At 72.8% G+C, this 14,865-nt stretch carries 15 protein-coding genes; 11 read left to right on the forward strand and 4 right to left on the reverse strand.

Annotation, left to right across the window (positions count from 1 at the left end):
• The first annotated feature begins 17 nt into the window (after positions 1-17).
• Complete coding sequence (hemW, locus tag ACFV9O_RS12925; RefSeq protein WP_385416216.1) at positions 18-1,250, forward strand: radical SAM family heme chaperone HemW; 1,233 nt, start codon at positions 18-20, stop codon at positions 1,248-1,250.
• 137 nt (positions 1,251-1,387) lie between these two features.
• Here hemW and ACFV9O_RS12930 read toward each other — a convergent pair whose 3' ends face one another.
• Both ACFV9O_RS12930 and ACFV9O_RS12935 read right to left on the reverse strand, forming a co-directional pair.
• Positions 1,388-2,188 (reverse strand): DUF3097 domain-containing protein, encoded by an 801-nt coding sequence (locus ACFV9O_RS12930; RefSeq protein WP_385416218.1) that lies wholly within the window; start codon positions 2,186-2,188, stop codon positions 1,388-1,390.
• A gap of 10 nt (positions 2,189-2,198) precedes the next feature.
• Complete coding sequence (locus ACFV9O_RS12935; protein WP_385416220.1) at positions 2,199-2,930, reverse strand: MBL fold metallo-hydrolase; 732 nt, start codon at positions 2,928-2,930, stop codon at positions 2,199-2,201.
• Positions 2,931-3,113: 183 nt separating this feature from the next.
• Here ACFV9O_RS12935 and hrcA point away from each other — a divergent pair, with 183 nt between their 5' ends.
• From hrcA to ACFV9O_RS12955, 4 genes are all read left to right on the forward strand, one after another.
• Positions 3,114-4,130, forward strand: a complete 1,017-nt coding sequence (hrcA, locus tag ACFV9O_RS12940) for a heat-inducible transcriptional repressor HrcA (RefSeq protein ID WP_385416223.1) — start codon at positions 3,114-3,116, stop codon at positions 4,128-4,130.
• Positions 4,130-5,272 (forward strand): molecular chaperone DnaJ, encoded by a 1,143-nt coding sequence (gene dnaJ, locus ACFV9O_RS12945; RefSeq protein WP_385416226.1) that lies wholly within the window; start codon positions 4,130-4,132, stop codon positions 5,270-5,272. Before hrcA ends, dnaJ begins: the two co-directional genes overlap by 1 nt.
• Before the next feature lie 507 nt (positions 5,273-5,779).
• Positions 5,780-6,853 (forward strand): nitronate monooxygenase, encoded by a 1,074-nt coding sequence (locus tag ACFV9O_RS12950; protein ID WP_385416229.1) that lies wholly within the window; start codon positions 5,780-5,782, stop codon positions 6,851-6,853.
• Positions 6,850-7,581 (forward strand): 16S rRNA (uracil(1498)-N(3))-methyltransferase, encoded by a 732-nt coding sequence (locus ACFV9O_RS12955; RefSeq protein ID WP_385416231.1) that lies wholly within the window; start codon positions 6,850-6,852, stop codon positions 7,579-7,581. Before ACFV9O_RS12950 ends, ACFV9O_RS12955 begins: the two co-directional genes overlap by 4 nt.
• On the opposite strand, the gene ACFV9O_RS12960 is transcribed toward ACFV9O_RS12955, so the two are convergent.
• The gene (locus tag ACFV9O_RS12960) at positions 7,552-7,803 is read right to left on the reverse strand and encodes a hypothetical protein (RefSeq protein ID WP_385416233.1); all 252 of its coding nucleotides are present in this window, start codon (positions 7,801-7,803) and stop codon (positions 7,552-7,554) included. The genes ACFV9O_RS12955 and ACFV9O_RS12960 overlap by 30 nt on opposite strands.
• 208 nt (positions 7,804-8,011) lie before the next feature.
• Between ACFV9O_RS12960 and ACFV9O_RS12965 the strand changes: the two genes are divergently transcribed.
• The 4 genes from ACFV9O_RS12965 (at position 8,012) to ACFV9O_RS12980 (ending at position 10,888) form a co-directional block, all read left to right on the forward strand.
• Positions 8,012-8,512 (forward strand): hypothetical protein, encoded by a 501-nt coding sequence (locus tag ACFV9O_RS12965; protein WP_385416236.1) that lies wholly within the window; start codon positions 8,012-8,014, stop codon positions 8,510-8,512.
• 83 nt (positions 8,513-8,595) lie between these two features.
• Positions 8,596-8,955, forward strand: coding sequence for a histidine triad nucleotide-binding protein (locus ACFV9O_RS12970; RefSeq protein WP_385416308.1), 360 nt, complete (start codon positions 8,596-8,598; stop codon positions 8,953-8,955).
• A 6-nt stretch (positions 8,956-8,961) separates the two neighbouring features.
• Positions 8,962-9,870, forward strand: a complete 909-nt coding sequence (locus ACFV9O_RS12975; protein WP_385416238.1) for a ribonuclease Z — start codon at positions 8,962-8,964, stop codon at positions 9,868-9,870.
• 19 nt (positions 9,871-9,889) lie between these two features.
• Positions 9,890-10,888: an adenosine deaminase gene (locus ACFV9O_RS12980; RefSeq protein WP_385416310.1), complete on the forward strand. Its 999-nt coding sequence runs from the start codon at positions 9,890-9,892 to the stop codon at positions 10,886-10,888.
• A 33-nt stretch (positions 10,889-10,921) separates the two neighbouring features.
• Here ACFV9O_RS12980 and ACFV9O_RS12985 read toward each other — a convergent pair whose 3' ends face one another.
• Entirely contained in the window at positions 10,922-12,202 is a 1,281-nt protein-coding gene (locus ACFV9O_RS12985) for an MFS transporter (protein WP_385416241.1), read from the reverse strand.
• Between the two features lie 351 nt (positions 12,203-12,553).
• On the opposite strand from ACFV9O_RS12985, the gene ACFV9O_RS12990 reads away from it, so the two are divergent.
• Both ACFV9O_RS12990 and ACFV9O_RS12995 read left to right on the forward strand, forming a co-directional pair.
• The gene (locus ACFV9O_RS12990; RefSeq protein ID WP_385416313.1) at positions 12,554-13,648 is read left to right on the forward strand and encodes a carbohydrate kinase family protein; all 1,095 of its coding nucleotides are present in this window, start codon (positions 12,554-12,556) and stop codon (positions 13,646-13,648) included.
• Between the two features lie 183 nt (positions 13,649-13,831).
• A complete protein-coding gene (locus ACFV9O_RS12995; RefSeq protein ID WP_385416243.1) occupies positions 13,832-14,857 on the forward strand; it encodes a PhoH family protein in 1,026 nt (341 codons plus the stop codon).
• The last annotated feature ends 8 nt before the right edge of the window (positions 14,858-14,865 follow it).

Consider the following 14,865-nt stretch of genomic DNA (forward strand, 5'->3'; position numbering starts at 1 on the left):
GGCGGACAATGGGGCGTATGCCTTCCGTACTGCCTGATGGTGAGCCCATGCCCCTGGACGGGGCACTGCCCGCGCACGCCCTCACGGGTGCCGGCGACCGGCCCCTCGGGTTCTACCTGCACGTTCCGTACTGCGCCACGCGCTGCGGCTACTGCGACTTCAACACCTACACGGCGACCGAGCTGCGCGGCAGCGGCGGCGTGCTTGCGTCTCGCGACAACTACGCGGACACGCTGATCGAGGAGATCCGGCTCGCCCGCAAGGTCCTCGGCGACGACCCGCGCCCCGTGCGGACGGTCTTCGTCGGCGGCGGTACGCCGACGCTGCTCGCCGCCGCCGATCTCGTACGGATGCTCGGGGCGGTGCGCGAGGAGTTCGGCCTCGCGGACGACGCGGAGGTCACGACGGAGGCGAACCCGGAGTCCGTGGACCCCGCGTATCTGGCGGAGCTGCGGGCCGGGGGCTTCAACCGGGTGTCCTTCGGGATGCAGAGCGCACGGCAACACGTACTGAAGGTCCTCGACCGTACGCACACGCCGGGGCGGCCCGAGGCGTGCGTCGCGGAGGCGCGGGCGGCGGGCTTCGAGCACGTGAACCTCGACCTCATCTACGGCACGCCGGGAGAGAGCGACGACGACTGGCGGGCGTCCCTGGACGCGGCGATCGGGGCGGGCCCCGACCATGTCAGCGCGTATGCGCTGATCGTGGAGGAGGGCACGCAGCTGGCGCGGCGGATCCGCCGCGGCGAGGTGCCGATGACGGACGACGACGTGCACGCGGACCGGTATCTGATCGCCGACGAGGTGCTGGCCGGGGCGGGCTTCGAGTGGTACGAGGTGTCGAACTGGGCCACGACCGAGGCGGGGCGCTGTCTGCACAACGAGCTGTACTGGCGCGGCGCCGACTGGTGGGGTGCCGGGCCGGGCGCCCACAGCCATGTGGGCGGGGTGCGGTGGTGGAACGTGAAGCACCCCGGCGCGTATGCGGGGGCGCTGGGGGAGGGGCGCTCGCCCGGGGCCGGCCGGGAGGTCCTGGCGGACGAGGACCGGCGCGTGGAGCGGGTGCTGCTGGAGCTGCGGCTGCGGGAGGGGTGCCCGTTGTCGCTCCTGCGCGAGGCCGGCCTGGAGGCGTCCAGGCGGGCGCTGGCGGACGGGCTGCTGGAGCCCGGGCCGTACGAGGACGGGCGCGCCGTCCTCACCCTGCGCGGGCGGCTTCTGGCCGACGCGGTGGTCCGGGACCTGGTGGACTGACCGTCCACGCCGCTGGACCGGGCCTGTGGGCCCCGGTCCACAGGTACGGCATCCGGTACCGGGGGTGGTGCCCACCCGTTCCTCCCCCTAGGACTTCGTCCTGGGGGACCCCGCGCGGAACGACTGCCCCCAACGGGTTACTGCGTGACGAAGTCGATCAGCTCTTCCACCCTGCCCAGCAGGGCCGGCTCGAGGTCCTTGTAGGTCGTCACGCGCGACAGGATGTGCTGCCAGGCCGCGCCCGTGTTGGGCGGCCAGCCCAGGGCGTGGCAGACGCCCGTCTTCCAGTCCTGGCCGTGCGGGACGGACGGCCAGGCCGCGATTCCCAGTGACGAGGGCTTCACGGCCTCCCACACGTCGATGTACGGGTGGCCGACCACCAGGACGTTCGGGTCCGTGACGGACGCGGCGATGCGGGACTCCTTGGAGCCCGGGACCAGGTGGTCCACCAGGACGCCCAGGCGGGCGTCCGCCGAAGGGGAGAAGTCCGCGACGATCGCGGGGAGGTCGTCGATGCCCTCCAGGTACTCGACGACCACGCCCTCGATGCGCAGGTCGTCGCCCCACACCTTCTCGACCAGCTCCGCGTCGTGCCGGCCCTCCACATAGATGCGGCCCGCGCGGGCGACCCGGGCCCGCGCACCGGGGACGGCGACCGAGCCGGAGGCCGTGCGGGTGGGACGCACAGGGGCGCCCGAGGACGGCCGGACCAGTGTGACGACCCTGCCCTCCAGCAGGAAGCCGCGCGGCTCCAGCGGGAACACCCGGTGCTTGCCGAAGCGGTCCTCCAGGGTCACCGTCCCCGCCTCGCAGCGGATCACCGCCCCGCAGAAGCCGGTCGTGACCTCCTCGACGACCAGGTCCGGCTCGGCCGGCACCTCGGGAACGGGCTGCCGCCTCTTCCAGGGCGGGGTGAGATCGGGGCTGTAGCTGCGCATTGGGCAGACGCTACGACACCGCGAACCGCCGGGCCAGCTCGTCCCGTTGGGCGCGCACGAATGCGGCGTCCACCACCGCCCCGTGGCCCGGCACGTACACCGCGTCCTCCCCGCCCAGCGAGAGGAGCCGGTCCAGGGCCGCGGGCCAGCGGGAGGGGATCGCGTCGGGGCCCGCCTGGGGGTCGCCGGACTCCTCCACCAGGTCGCCGCAGAAGACGATCTCCGGTTCCGTGGCCGTGGCGGGCACGAGCAGCGCGAGGTCGTGGCCCGAGTGGCCGGGGCCGACGTTCGCGAGGAGGACCTGCCGGCCGCCGAGGTCGAGCGTCCACTCGCCGGAGACGACGTGCTGCGGGGCGACCAGCACGTCCGTGGCCTGCGCCGCGTCGTCCGGCGCCACCCCGTGGCGGATGGCGTCGTCGCGGAGCACGTCCCGGTCCCGGACGAGCAGGTCGTCGACGCCGACCGCGCCGTACACGCGCACGGCCGAGAACGCCGCCGTGCCGAGGACATGATCGAAGTGCGGGTGGCTGAGCGCGATATGGGTCACACGACGGCCGCCGAGGAGGGTCTCGATCTGGGCGCGGAGTTCGGCGCCCTCGCGGAGCGTCGCGCCGGTGTCGAACAGGAGGACCGCGTCGTCCCCGACCACAACTCCGGCCGTCGCGTCCCAGATCGGCAGGCGGCGGCGGCCGACACCGGCGGCGAGCCGTTCCCAGCCGAAGTCTTCCCAACTGACGTCCATACGGCGACGCTATCCCGGGCGACCAGCGGCGTCCCCTCGACAGACTGCCTGGCCGCCCTTGCTCGGGGCGTACCCACCGGCCGTACACTGGCCCGGGGAAGGCTGGCACTCCGACACAGCGAGTGCCAAGCGACCAGACAAGACCGACGAACCCGCCGATGATCCACGCTGGAGGTGCGCGCGATGCTCAGCGAACGCAGGCTCGAGGTCCTTCGTGCCATCGTCCAGGACTACGTCGGCACGGAGGAGCCGGTCGGCTCCAAGGCCCTCACGGAGCGGCACAAGCTCGGCGTCTCGCCGGCCACCGTGCGCAACGACATGGCCGTGCTGGAGGAGGAGGGATACATCGCCCAGCCCCACACCAGCGCGGGCCGGATCCCGACGGACAAGGGCTACCGGCTCTTCGTCGACAAGCTGGCGGGCGTCAAGCCCCTGTCGTCGCCCGAGCGGCGCGCGATCCAGAACTTCCTCGACGGAGCCGTCGACCTCGACGACGTCGTGGCCCGTACGGTACGGCTGCTCGCGCAGCTGACCCGGCAGGTCGCGGTCGTCCAGTACCCGTCCCTCACGCGCTCGACCGTGCGTCACGTGGAGCTGCTGGCACTCGCCCCGGCCCGCCTGATGCTCGTGCTGATCACGGACACGGGACGGGTCGAGCAGCGGCACGTGGACTGCCCGGCGCCGTTCGGCGAGACCTCGCTGGCGGATCTGCGGGCCCGGCTGAACAGCCGGGTGGTGGGCCGGCGCTTCGCCGACGTGCCGCAGCTGGTGCAGGACCTTCCCGAGTCGTTCGAACTCGACGACCAGGGCACCGTCTCCGCCGTGCTCGCCACCCTCCTGGAGACCCTCGTCGAGGAGACCGAGGAGCGGCTGATGATCGGCGGCACCGCCAATCTGACGCGCTTCGGCCACGACTTCCCCCTGACGATCCGGCCCGTGCTGGAGGCGCTGGAGGAGCAGGTCGTGCTGCTGAAGCTGCTCGGCGAGGCCAAGGACTCCGGCATGACCGTACGGATCGGGCACGAGAACGCCCATGAGGGCCTCAACGCCACGTCCGTCGTCGCGGTCGGCTACGGTTCGGGCGACGAGGCAGTCGCCAAACTCGGCGTGGTCGGACCGACCCGCATGGACTACCCCGGAACGATGGGAGCGGTACGCGCAGTGGCACGTTACGTCGGACAGATCCTGGCGGAGTCGTAGTGGCCACGGACTATTACGCCGTACTCGGCGTGCGCCGCGACGCATCGCAGGACGAGATCAAGAAGGCTTTCCGGCGGCTGGCGCGGGAGCTTCACCCGGACGTGAATCCGGACCCGAAGACGCAGGAGCGCTTCAAGGAGATCAACGCCGCGTACGAGGTGCTGTCCGACCCGCAGAAGAAGCAGGTCTACGACCTCGGCGGCGACCCGCTCTCCGCGTCCGGCGGCGCGGGTGCGGGCGCCGGAGGCTTCGGTGCGGGCGGCTTCGGCAACTTCTCGGACATCATGGACGCCTTCTTCGGTACGGCGTCCCAGCGCGGGCCCAGGTCGCGGACGCGGCGCGGGCAGGACGCGATGATCCGGCTGGAGATCGATCTCAACGAGGCGGCCTTCGGTACGACGAAGGACATCCAGGTCGACACGGCCGTCGTGTGCACGACCTGCTCGGGCGAGGGCGCGGCGCCGGGGACGTCGGCGCAGACGTGTGACATGTGCCGCGGCCGCGGTGAGGTCTCCCAGGTGACCCGGTCCTTCCTCGGCCAGGTCATGACGTCCCGTCCCTGCCCCCAGTGCCAGGGCTTCGGCACCGTCGTCCCGACGCCGTGCCCGGAGTGCGCGGGCGACGGGCGGGTGCGTTCGCGCCGCACGCTGACCGTGAAGATCCCCGCGGGCGTCGACAACGGCACCCGTATCCAGCTCGCCGGCGAGGGCGAGGTCGGGCCCGGTGGCGGCCCTGCGGGCGACCTGTACGTCGAGATCCACGAGCTGCCGCATGCGGTGTTCCAGCGGCGCGGCGACGATCTGCACTGCACGGTGACCATTCCGATGACCGCGGGCGCGCTCGGCACGAAGGTGCCGCTGGAGACGCTGGACGGCATGGAGGAGGTCGACATCCGTCCCGGGACCCAGTCCGGGCAGTCGATCCCGCTGCACGGGCGCGGCATCACGCACCTGCGGGGCGGGGGCCGTGGTGACCTCATCGTCCACGTCGAGGTGCAGACGCCGTCGAAGCTGGACCCGGAGCAGGAGCGGCTGCTGCGGGAGCTGGCGAAGCTGCGGGGCGAGGAGCGGGCGATGGGGCAGTTCCAGCCGGGGCAGCAGGGTCTGTTCTCCCGCCTCAAGGACGCGTTCAACGGCAGGTGAGGGGGACACCCCCTCACCTGGGCTCCCCCTGCGGGGGCGTGGCGGGCGGGGGATTTCTTCCCCCACCCCGCCCCTTCCCGACTGCGCCGGTCTGCGGCTCCGCCGCGTGGGGACAAACCTCGGCCCCCTGCGGAGGCCTGACAGCCCCCACGCCGCCCGCGCGCTTCGCGCCGCGACTGCCTCCGCGCGGTCTGCCCGCCCGTGTTCCGTGGGGCGTGCCGCCCTCCCGTAGCCCCGGCCGTTGTGGGCATGCGTGCCGCGGGCCGTGCCGCCCTCCCGTAACCCCCACCGTTGTGGGCATGGGTTCCGCGTGGGGGTCCCCCAGGACGAACTCCCACGGAACGGGTGGGCACAACACCCGGTGCCCGGTGCCGATGGGTGGGGGCTCGCCCCGAGGGACCTTTGGGCGCTCACGCGGGTGGGGCCGGCCCCGGTGGAGCCCGGGCACCATGGGGCGCGCAGGCCCCGGGATTCGGCCGAGCACGCGGGACGTGGCACGATGCGGGCATGCCCTCCGCGCTGACCGATCTCTGTCGTCACCCGATCGTGCAGGCCCCCATGGCTGGCGGCGCCTCCTGCCCGCAGCTCGCCGCCGCCGTGAGCGAGGCCGGCGGGCTCGGCTTCCTCGCCGCGGGGTACAAGACCGCGGACGGGATGTACCAGGAGATCAAGCAGCTGCGCGGGCTCACCGGGCGCCCCTTCGGGGTCAACCTCTTCATGCCGCAGCCGCACTACGCCGACCCGGCCACCGTCGACGTCTACCGGCATCAGCTCGCCGGTGAGGCGCGCTGGTACGACACCCCGCTCGGCGACCCCGAGGCCGGACGGGACGACGGCTACGAGGCCAAGCTGGCCATCCTGCGCGACGACCCCGTACCCGTGGTCTCGTTCACCTTCGGCTGCCCCGCCCGGGACGCGATCGCCGCCCTCAAGCGCGCCGGCACGCTCACCGTCGTCACCGTCACCACGCCCGACGAGGCCCAGGCCGCCCGGAACGCGGGCGCCGACGCCGTCTGCGTCCAGGGCATCGAGGCCGGCGGCCACCAGGGCACGCACCGTGACGACACCGGAACCGACGGCAGCGGCATCGGGCTCCTCACCCTGATCACGCTGATCCGGGAGTCCGTGCAGCTCCCGGTGATCGCCGCCGGCGGGCTCATGCGCGGCAGCCAGATCGCCGCCGCCCTCACCGCGGGAGCCGACGCCGCCCAGCTCGGCACCGCCTTCCTCGTCTGCCCCGAGTCGGGTGCGAACGCGCTGCACAAGCAGGCGATGACCGATCCGCTGTTCACCAGGACGGAGCTGACCCGCGCCTTCTCGGGCCGTCCCGCCCGCGGGCTCGTCAACCGCTTCATGAGCGAGCACGGACCGTACGCCCCCGCCGCCTACCCCGAGGTCCACCACCTCACCTCCGGCCTGCGCAAGGCCGCAGCGAAGGCGGGCGACCCGCAGGGCATGGCCCTCTGGGCCGGACAGGGCCACCGCCTGGCCCGCGAACTGCCCGCCGGGCGCCTCGTCGAGGTCCTCGCCGCCGAGATGCACGCCGCGAGCGCCGCCCTCGCCCTGCGGGACGCCTCATGACCGCCCCCGTCTTCCTCGTCGACCACGTGCACGCCGGGACCGTCGTCCTCGACGGTCCCGAGGGCCGGCACGCCGTCTCCGTACGCCGCCTCCGCGTCGGCGAGGAGATCGTCCTGACCGACGGCCACGGCACCGGCGGCTACGGCACCGTCACCGCCGTCGAGGGCAAGGACCGCCTCGAGGTCACGGTCACCGAACTGCGCGAGGAACCCGCACCCGCGCCCCGAATCACCGTCGTCCAGGCACTCCCCAAGGGCGACCGCGGCGAACTCGCCGTCGAGACCATGACCGAGACCGGCGTCGACGCGATCGTGCCCTGGGCCGCCGCCCGCTGCATCACCCAGTGGAAGGGCGACCGCGGCGCCAAGTCCCTCGCCAAGTGGCGCGCCACCGCCCGGGAGGCGGGCAAGCAGTCCCGCCGGCTGCGCTTCCCGGAGGTCGCGGACGCCGCGACGACCAAGCAGGTCGGGCAGCTCCTCGCCGAAGCCGACTTCGCGGCCGTCCTCCACGAGGAGGGCGCCGAGCCCCTGGCGACCGCCGAGCTCCCCGCGACCGGCGACATCGTGCTCGTGGTCGGACCCGAAGGGGGCGTGTCCCCCGAGGAGTTGGCCGCGTTCGCGGAGGCGGGTGCGAAGCCGTACCGCCTCGGCCCGAGCGTCCTGCGCACCTCCACCGCCGGTACGGCGGCAGCCGCGCTGCTACTGGGCCGTACCGGCCGCTGGTCCTGACACGGCCGCGGTCCACCCCACCAGCGCGTCGAACAGGGGCCACCCGTCGGTCTCCTCGACACCGTGCGCGGTCGGCAGAAGCCCGCGCGCCGCGGCCTCGTCGAGGAACCGGCGCACGACACCCGGCTCGTGCAGGTCGAGGGTGTGGTCGTGGCTGTCGCCGAGCAGGCCGGAGTGCCCGTACGCGTCGGACACGAAACGGCCCGCCCCGCCACGGAACACGAACCGCAGCTGGGGCGTGCGGGGCGCCGGCGCGGCGCACGGTCAGGATCTCGCGGCATTCCGGGTGCGGATGCCCGACCGACCAGAGCCGGACCTCCTGGCCCACCGCCAGCCGCCGGGGCGTGCGCTCGCGTCTCATGCCCCCACCGTACGCGGCGCGTTGTGGCCGCAAGCGGTCTACCGCGGCCGCGGTGGCACGCTGCCGCGTATGGGCGCGTACACACGTGTACTGGCAGCGATCGGACTCGCCGGCGCGACGGCCCTCGGAGCCGTGGCGTGCGAGCCCGGCTCCGGCGGGCTGAGCACCATGGCGGTGTCCTACACGACCGACGCCACCGGCACCCGGGAGCTGGAGCGCGCCGGCGTCGACGTGCGCCGGCTCAGCTGCGCGAGCACGCTCAACTCCGCGGCCGCGAACTCCCCTTCGCCCCGGAGCGCCGCCACCGTCGACTGCCAGGGGGAGACCGGCGACGGCCGGAAGATCACCATCACCGGCACCGTCACCCATGAGCTCGGCGGCCGCTGCGTACGCGGCGACCTCACCGCGAAGGCCGGCACGCGCACGGTCTACCGCGCGCATGTCCTCGGTGACTGCACCGCCACAGCCACCACCGGTCCCGCCCCTGCCCCCGCTCCCGGCAACGGCACGCCCCGCCCCACGGTCACCGTCACGGTGACGGTCACGGAAACCCGCACGCCCGGCAAGTGACCGTGCGGGTCCGCCCCGTCCCGCGGCGATAGCATGCGCATATATTGATCGTCGGAGTCATGAGTCGTGAAGGGGCCCGGACCATGGCGGGAGAACCGCAAGCCGACTGCCTGTTCTGCAAGATCGCCGCGGGGGAGGTGCCGGCCACCATCGTCCGCGAGACCGAGACGACCGTCGCCTTCCGCGACATCAACCCGCAGGCACCGACCCATGTGCTCGTCATCCCGAAGGCGCACTACCCGGACGCCGGCACGCTCGCCGCGGCCGAGCCCACGGTCGTCGCCGACATACTGCGCGAGGCGGCCGAGGTCGCCGCCGAGGACAAGGTGGACGGCACCGGCTTCCGCGTCGTCTTCAACACCGGTCCGGGCGCGGGCCAGACCGTCTTCCACGCGCACCTCCACGTCCTCGGCGGCCGCGGCTTCAACTGGCCGCCCGGGTAGTCACGCATGTCCGTACGAGAACTGGTCGTGCTCGGCACCGCCAGCCAGGTCCCCACCCGGCACCGCAACCACAACGGCTACCTGCTCCGCTGGGACGGCGAAGGCATCCTCTTCGACCCGGGTGAGGGCACCCAGCGGCAGATGCTGCGGGCGGGCGTGGCCGCCCACGACATCAACCGGATCTGTGTCACCCACTTCCACGGCGACCACTCCCTCGGTCTCGCCGGGGTGATCCAGCGCATCAACCTCGACCAGGTCCCGCACCCGGTCACCGCGCACTACCCGAAGAGCGGACAGCGCTTCTTCCACCGTCTCCGGTACGCCACCGCCTACCGCGAATCGGTCGCGTTGACCGAGGCCCCGGTCACCGCCGACGGCGTACTCGCCACCACCCCCGCCTACACCCTCGAGGCCCGCCGCCTCTCCCACCCCGTCGAGTCCTTCGGCTACCGGCTCACCGAACCCGACGGCCGCCGCATGCTGCCCGAACGGCTCGCCGCGTACGGCATCAAGGGCCCCGACGTGGGCCGCATCCAGCGCGAAGGGCAACTCGGCGGCGTCAGCCTCGAAGCCGTCAGCGAAGTCCGCCGCGGACAGCGCTTCGCCTTCGTCATGGACACACGCCTCTGCGACGGGGCGTACCAACTGGCCGAGGGCTGCGACCTGCTCGTCATCGAGTCGACCTTCCTCGACGACGACCACCGGCTGGCCACCGACCACGGTCACCTCACCGCGGGCCAGGCGGCACGGGTGGCGCGCGACGCGGGCGTACGGCACCTCGTCCTGACGCACTTCTCCCAGCGCTACAGCGAACCCGAGGAGTTCGAGCGCCAGGCCCGGGCCGCGGGCTTCGACGGCGAACTCTCCGTGGCCCGGGACCTCGTCCGGGTCCCCGTACCCAAACGCGAACCCTGAGCGAGCACCCATGTCTCTGCTGACCCTCCCCAAGGCCGAACTGCACCTCCACATCGAGGGCACCCTCGAACCCGAACTCGCCTTCACCCTCGCCGAGCGCAACGGCGTCGACCTGCCCTACGCGGGCGCCGAGGACCTCCGCGAGGCGTACCTCTTCAGCGATCTGCAGTCCTTCCTCGACCTCTACTACGGCCTGATGGCGGTCCTGCGCACCCCGGAGGACTTCGCCGAACTCGCCGACGCCTACCTCGCCAGGGCCGCCGCCCAGGGCGTACGGCACGCCGAGATCTTCTTCGACCCCCAGGCGCACACGGCCAGGGGCGTCCCCATCGGCGGCGTGATCGAGGGGCTCGCGCACACGCTGGACCGCAGCGAGGAGCGGCACGGCGTCTCCACGCAGCTGATCATGTGCTTCCTGCGGGACGAGTCGGCCGAGTCCGCGATGTCCACCCTCGACGCCGCGAAGCCGTACCTCCACCACATCAGCGGAATCGGCCTCGACTCGGCCGAGGTGGGCCACCCGCCCGCCAAGTTCCGCGAGGTGTACGCCGCGGCCGAGTCCCTGGGCCTGCGCAAGGTCGCCCACGCCGGCGAGGAGGGCCCGCCCGCGTACATCGTGGAGGCCCTGGACGTCCTCGGCGTCGAGCGCATCGACCACGGCCTGCGCGCCGTCGAGGACCCCGAGCTCGTCGCGCGCCTCGTCCGCGACCGGATCCCGCTCACCGTGTGCCCGCTGTCGAACGTCCGCCTCCGCGCCGTGGACACCCTGGAGGACCACCCGCTGCGCGCGATGATGGACGCCGGGCTGCTCGTGACGGTCAACTCCGACGATCCCGCGTACTTCGGCGGCTACGTCGGCGACACGTTCCACGCGGTCCGCGAGGCCCTGTCCCTCAGCCAGGACCAGCTGCGCGAACTGGCCCGCAACTCCTTCCGCGCGGCGTTCCTCGACCACGACGAGCAGCGCCGCGCGCGGTACCTCGCGGAGGTCGAGTCGTACGACTTCGACGCCGACTGACACCCACCGGCCCGCGCAGCTCGCAACCGCGCGTCAGGACGCGAGCGCCTTCGACCTACGGTCCGGTGCCGGCCCGGAAACCGGCACCGGGATCTCCGCGACCGACGCGACCGCCGCGGCCGGGACGGCGCCGCGGCGGCGCACCACGACGGGCACCAGCGGCCGGCCCGACGTGTGCAGGGCCACCGCGGTCATCGGCGCCGCCACGGCCAGCAGCAGCGCGCACAGCACGAGGCCCATCCCCGCGTACCCCGCGTGGACCGAGAGGACACTCCCCGTCACCGGTCCGCACGCCACCCCCAGCGACGACGCGGCGCCCACCAGCACCGCCCACCGCCCGCGCGGGTCCAGGGAGGCGGCGAGACCGATCAGATACGACAGGACCACCGGGTAGAAGACGTTCCACGCCACCTCGCCGACCGCGAAGCCCAGGAAGCCCCGCGCCGACGAACTGACCACGATGCAGGCGCCGATCAGCGCCGTGCCGGCTCCGATGGGCACCGCCCGGCCGAGCCGCGGACCCAGCGCGCCCGCGCCGATGACGCCGGCGAGACCCGCGCCCAGGCCCACCGCGAAGACCGCGCCGACGGTGACCTCGCTCAGCCCCGCCTGGGTGGTGCCTATCCGCCCGCTGACGCCCCACAGCGCGTTCTGCGCCATCGACCAGCAGAACATCGCGCCCGCCAGCACAACGCCCGAACGCAGCCTGGGCAGCGGCACACGCGACCTGACCGGGACCGGGACGACCCGGGCCGGGCCCCGGACCGCGCCGGAGTCCCCGGCCGCCTCCAGCCGCCCGGTCGCGGGCCACACCGCCACCGCGGCCACGGCCAGCGCCGCGAACGGCAGCACATGCCCGCCACCCAGCCGCGGGATCGTCAGATACAGCGCACCCGCGGTCGCCGACACCGCCAGCAGCCCCAGCGAGGAGGCCCGGTGCGGATCGCGCTGTGCCGCGATCCCGGCCGCCGCGACCGCCGTCGCCGTGCCCGAGCCGAGCCCGCCGACCGCCGCCCCCGCGACCACCAGCGGCACGTACGAGGTCAACGCGGCGGAGCCGTACCCGCCGAGTGCCAGCAACAGACCGAGCCTGGACAGCCGTCGCGGCCCGTACCGCTCGACCCGCGACGCCAGGACGAAACCGGCGACAGCGGAATGGAACAGGAGGACGGAGCCCACGACGCCCGCTTCGGCGGAGGTGAGACCGAGTCCGGCGGAGAGCCGGCCGACGACGGTCGGCAGGAGGTAGGAGGCGAGGTAGCCGGCGGTGAAGACGGCGACCAGGGGCCACGCGGCGCGCAGGCGCGAAGGCATGGGCGTTCCCGGGAACGAAGAGGGCGAGAAAGGGGGGAGCGCCCGGTGTTGCACGGGAACGCGCGCCAATTTGTATCAAGTGCGCCCGGTTCCCGAGAAGCTGGAATGGTGTGAGCCAGGACACATTCGGTTTGCTCCGGAATCCCGGGGGTAGGCGGTTGCGATTTCCCTGCGCCGCAACCCGTGACGAGGGCCGGGAATCAGGCACACTGACCAGATCCGTACCGCTCCGCACACAGCTCTGCACGCATTCCGGGAGCCACCGTGATCACGCCCGACGGACACCCGCAACGCACCCCCGGTGCCCACCCGTTGGTCCCCGGTGCCCACCTGCCGGCCCCCGGTGCCCTCGTGCCGGGCGAGCGCGTCGACCCGCTGGGCCACGTGCGCGGCGACGACGACCCCGCGTGCGACGTGTTCCTCACCGGCACGGTCTTCCTCGACATCATCTTCACCGGCCTCGACAGCGCCCCCGTCCGCGGTACCGAGTCCTGGGCCCGCGGCATGGGGTCCAGCCCCGGCGGCGTCGCCAACATGGCCACCGCGCTCGCCCGCCTCGGCCTGCACACCTCCCTCGCCGCGGCCTTCGGAGACGACCACTACGGCGACTACTGCCGGGACGCGCTCGAACAGGGCGAGGGCATCGACCTCTCGCTGTCCCGCACCATCCCCGGCTGGCACTCCCCGGTCACGGTCTCCATGGCCTACGAGGGCGAGCGGACGATGGTCTCGCACGGGCACGAGGCCCCGCCCCCCGAGGACCCCGGCAACACCGTCCCCGCCGGTCCGCCCCGCGCACGGGCCGCCGTCGCCTCCCTCGTACCCGGCCGCCGCGAGCGCTGGATCGCCGACGCGGCCTCCCGCGGCGCCCGGATCTTCGCCGACGTCGGCTGGGACGAGACCGGCCGCTGGGACCTCGCCGCCCTCCCCGGCCTGGAGCTGTGCGAGGCGTTCCTGCCCAATGCGGAGGAGGCGATGCGCTATACCCGCACCGACTGCCCGCGCGCCGCCGCCCGCGCCCTGGCCGAGAGGGTGCCGGTCGCCGTCGTCACGCTCGGTGCGGAGGGCGCGTACGCCGTGGACGGGGGCACCGGCGAGACCGCGGAGGTGCCCGCGATCGAGGTCGAGGCACTGGACCCGACCGGCGCGGGCGACGTCTTCATGGCCGGTTTCGTCACGGGCACGCTCGCCGGCTGGCCGCTCGCCGACCGGCTCGCCTTCGCCGGGCTGACGGCCGCACTGTCGGTGCAGGAGTTCGGCGGGTCACTGTCCGCGCCCGGCTGGTCGGAGGTGGCGGCCTGGTGGCAGCGGGTGCAGGGGTGCGCCGACCAGGACCCGCAGGCGCTCGCCCGGTACAGGTTCCTCGGCGAGCTGCTGCCCGCGTCGTGCCGCCCCTGGCCGCTGCAGCGCGCGGTCCCGACGATCGGATTCCGCCGCTCCGCTTGACTCCGCCCGCGCCCCGGCCGGCCCTGGGGAGCCCCGTTCCCCCCGCTCGCGGGCGGGCGGGCGCGGACGGTTGGAAAAAAGGTTTCGGGACTGTCAGCGCGGGGTCGTACGCTTGGTACCCAGAGGTTGTCGAGCAGCGAGAACCCTGCAACGGGAGGTATGTGCAGGCCACAGAGCCGGCCCATGACTCAGACACCTACAGCCCAGACCCCAGCGCCGGGGCAGGCGCGAGCCCAGTTCACCGTGCCCGCCAAGCATCCGATGGTGACCGTTCTCGGTTCGGGTGACTCCCTGCTGCGCGTGATCGAGAAGGCCTTCCCGGCGGCCGACATCCATGTCCGGGGCAACGAGGTCAGCGCGGTCGGTGATGCGGCGGAAGTCGCACTGATCCAGCGCCTCTTCGACGAGATGATGCTGGTGCTCCGCACCGGACAGCCGATGACGGAGGACGCGGTGGAACGCTCGATCGCCATGCTCAGGGCGAGCGAGAACGGCAACGGACCGGACGAGACCCCGGCCGAAGTCCTCACGCAGAACATCCTCTCCAGCCGCGGCCGCACCATCCGGCCGAAGACCCTCAACCAGAAGCGCTACGTCGACGCGATCGACAAGCACACGGTCGTCTTCGGCATCGGCCCCGCCGGTACGGGCAAGACCTATCTGGCGATGGCCAAGGCGGTCCAGGCGCTCCAGTCCAAGCAGGTCAACCGGATCATCCTGACCCGGCCGGCCGTCGAGGCGGGCGAGCGGCTCGGCTTCCTGCCCGGCACGCTCTACGAGAAGATCGACCCGTATCTGCGGCCGCTCTACGACGCGCTGCACGACATGATCGACCCCGACTCCATCCCGCGCCTGATGGCCGCGGGCACGATCGAGGTCGCGCCGCTGGCGTACATGCGAGGCCGCACGCTCAACGACGCGTTCATCATCCTCGACGAGGCGCAGAACACGAATCCGGAACAGATGAAGATGTTCCTGACGCGTCTCGGCTTCGACTCGAAGATCGTCGTCACCGGTGACATCACCCAGGTCGACCTGCCCGGCAGCACCAAGAGCGGTCTGCGCCAGGTCAGGGAGATCCTGGACGGCGTCCCGGATGTGCACTTCTCCATGCTGACGTCGCAGGATGTCGTCCGGCACAAGCTCGTCGGCCGTATCGTCGACGCGTACGAGCAGTACGACAGCCGTAACGGCACCAACGGGAAGTGAACCGGTCA

Source organism: Streptomyces sp. NPDC059909 (assembly GCF_042730885.1).
GTDB lineage: Bacteria > Actinomycetota > Actinomycetes > Streptomycetales > Streptomycetaceae > Streptomyces.

Coding starts and splice junctions, on each gene's coding strand:
- hemW (WP_385416216.1), top strand. CDS start 18: ATGCCTTCCGTACTGCCTGATGGTGAGCCCATGCCCCTGGACGGGGCA.
- ACFV9O_RS12965 (WP_385416236.1), top strand. CDS start 8,012: ATGGGCGCGTACACACGTGTACTGGCAGCGATCGGACTCGCCGGCGCG.
- ACFV9O_RS12935 (WP_385416220.1), bottom strand. CDS start 2,930: ATGGACGTCAGTTGGGAAGACTTCGGCTGGGAACGGCTCGCCGCCGGT.
- ACFV9O_RS12995 (WP_385416243.1), top strand. CDS start 13,832: ATGACTCAGACACCTACAGCCCAGACCCCAGCGCCGGGGCAGGCGCGA.
- ACFV9O_RS12955 (WP_385416231.1), top strand. CDS start 6,850: ATGACCGCCCCCGTCTTCCTCGTCGACCACGTGCACGCCGGGACCGTC.
- ACFV9O_RS12950 (WP_385416229.1), top strand. CDS start 5,780: ATGCCCTCCGCGCTGACCGATCTCTGTCGTCACCCGATCGTGCAGGCC.
- ACFV9O_RS12975 (WP_385416238.1), top strand. CDS start 8,962: ATGTCCGTACGAGAACTGGTCGTGCTCGGCACCGCCAGCCAGGTCCCC.
- ACFV9O_RS12930 (WP_385416218.1), bottom strand. CDS start 2,188: ATGCGCAGCTACAGCCCCGATCTCACCCCGCCCTGGAAGAGGCGGCAG.
- ACFV9O_RS12985 (WP_385416241.1), bottom strand. CDS start 12,202: ATGCCTTCGCGCCTGCGCGCCGCGTGGCCCCTGGTCGCCGTCTTCACC.
- hrcA (WP_385416223.1), top strand. CDS start 3,114: ATGCTCAGCGAACGCAGGCTCGAGGTCCTTCGTGCCATCGTCCAGGAC.
- ACFV9O_RS12970 (WP_385416308.1), top strand. CDS start 8,596: ATGGCGGGAGAACCGCAAGCCGACTGCCTGTTCTGCAAGATCGCCGCG.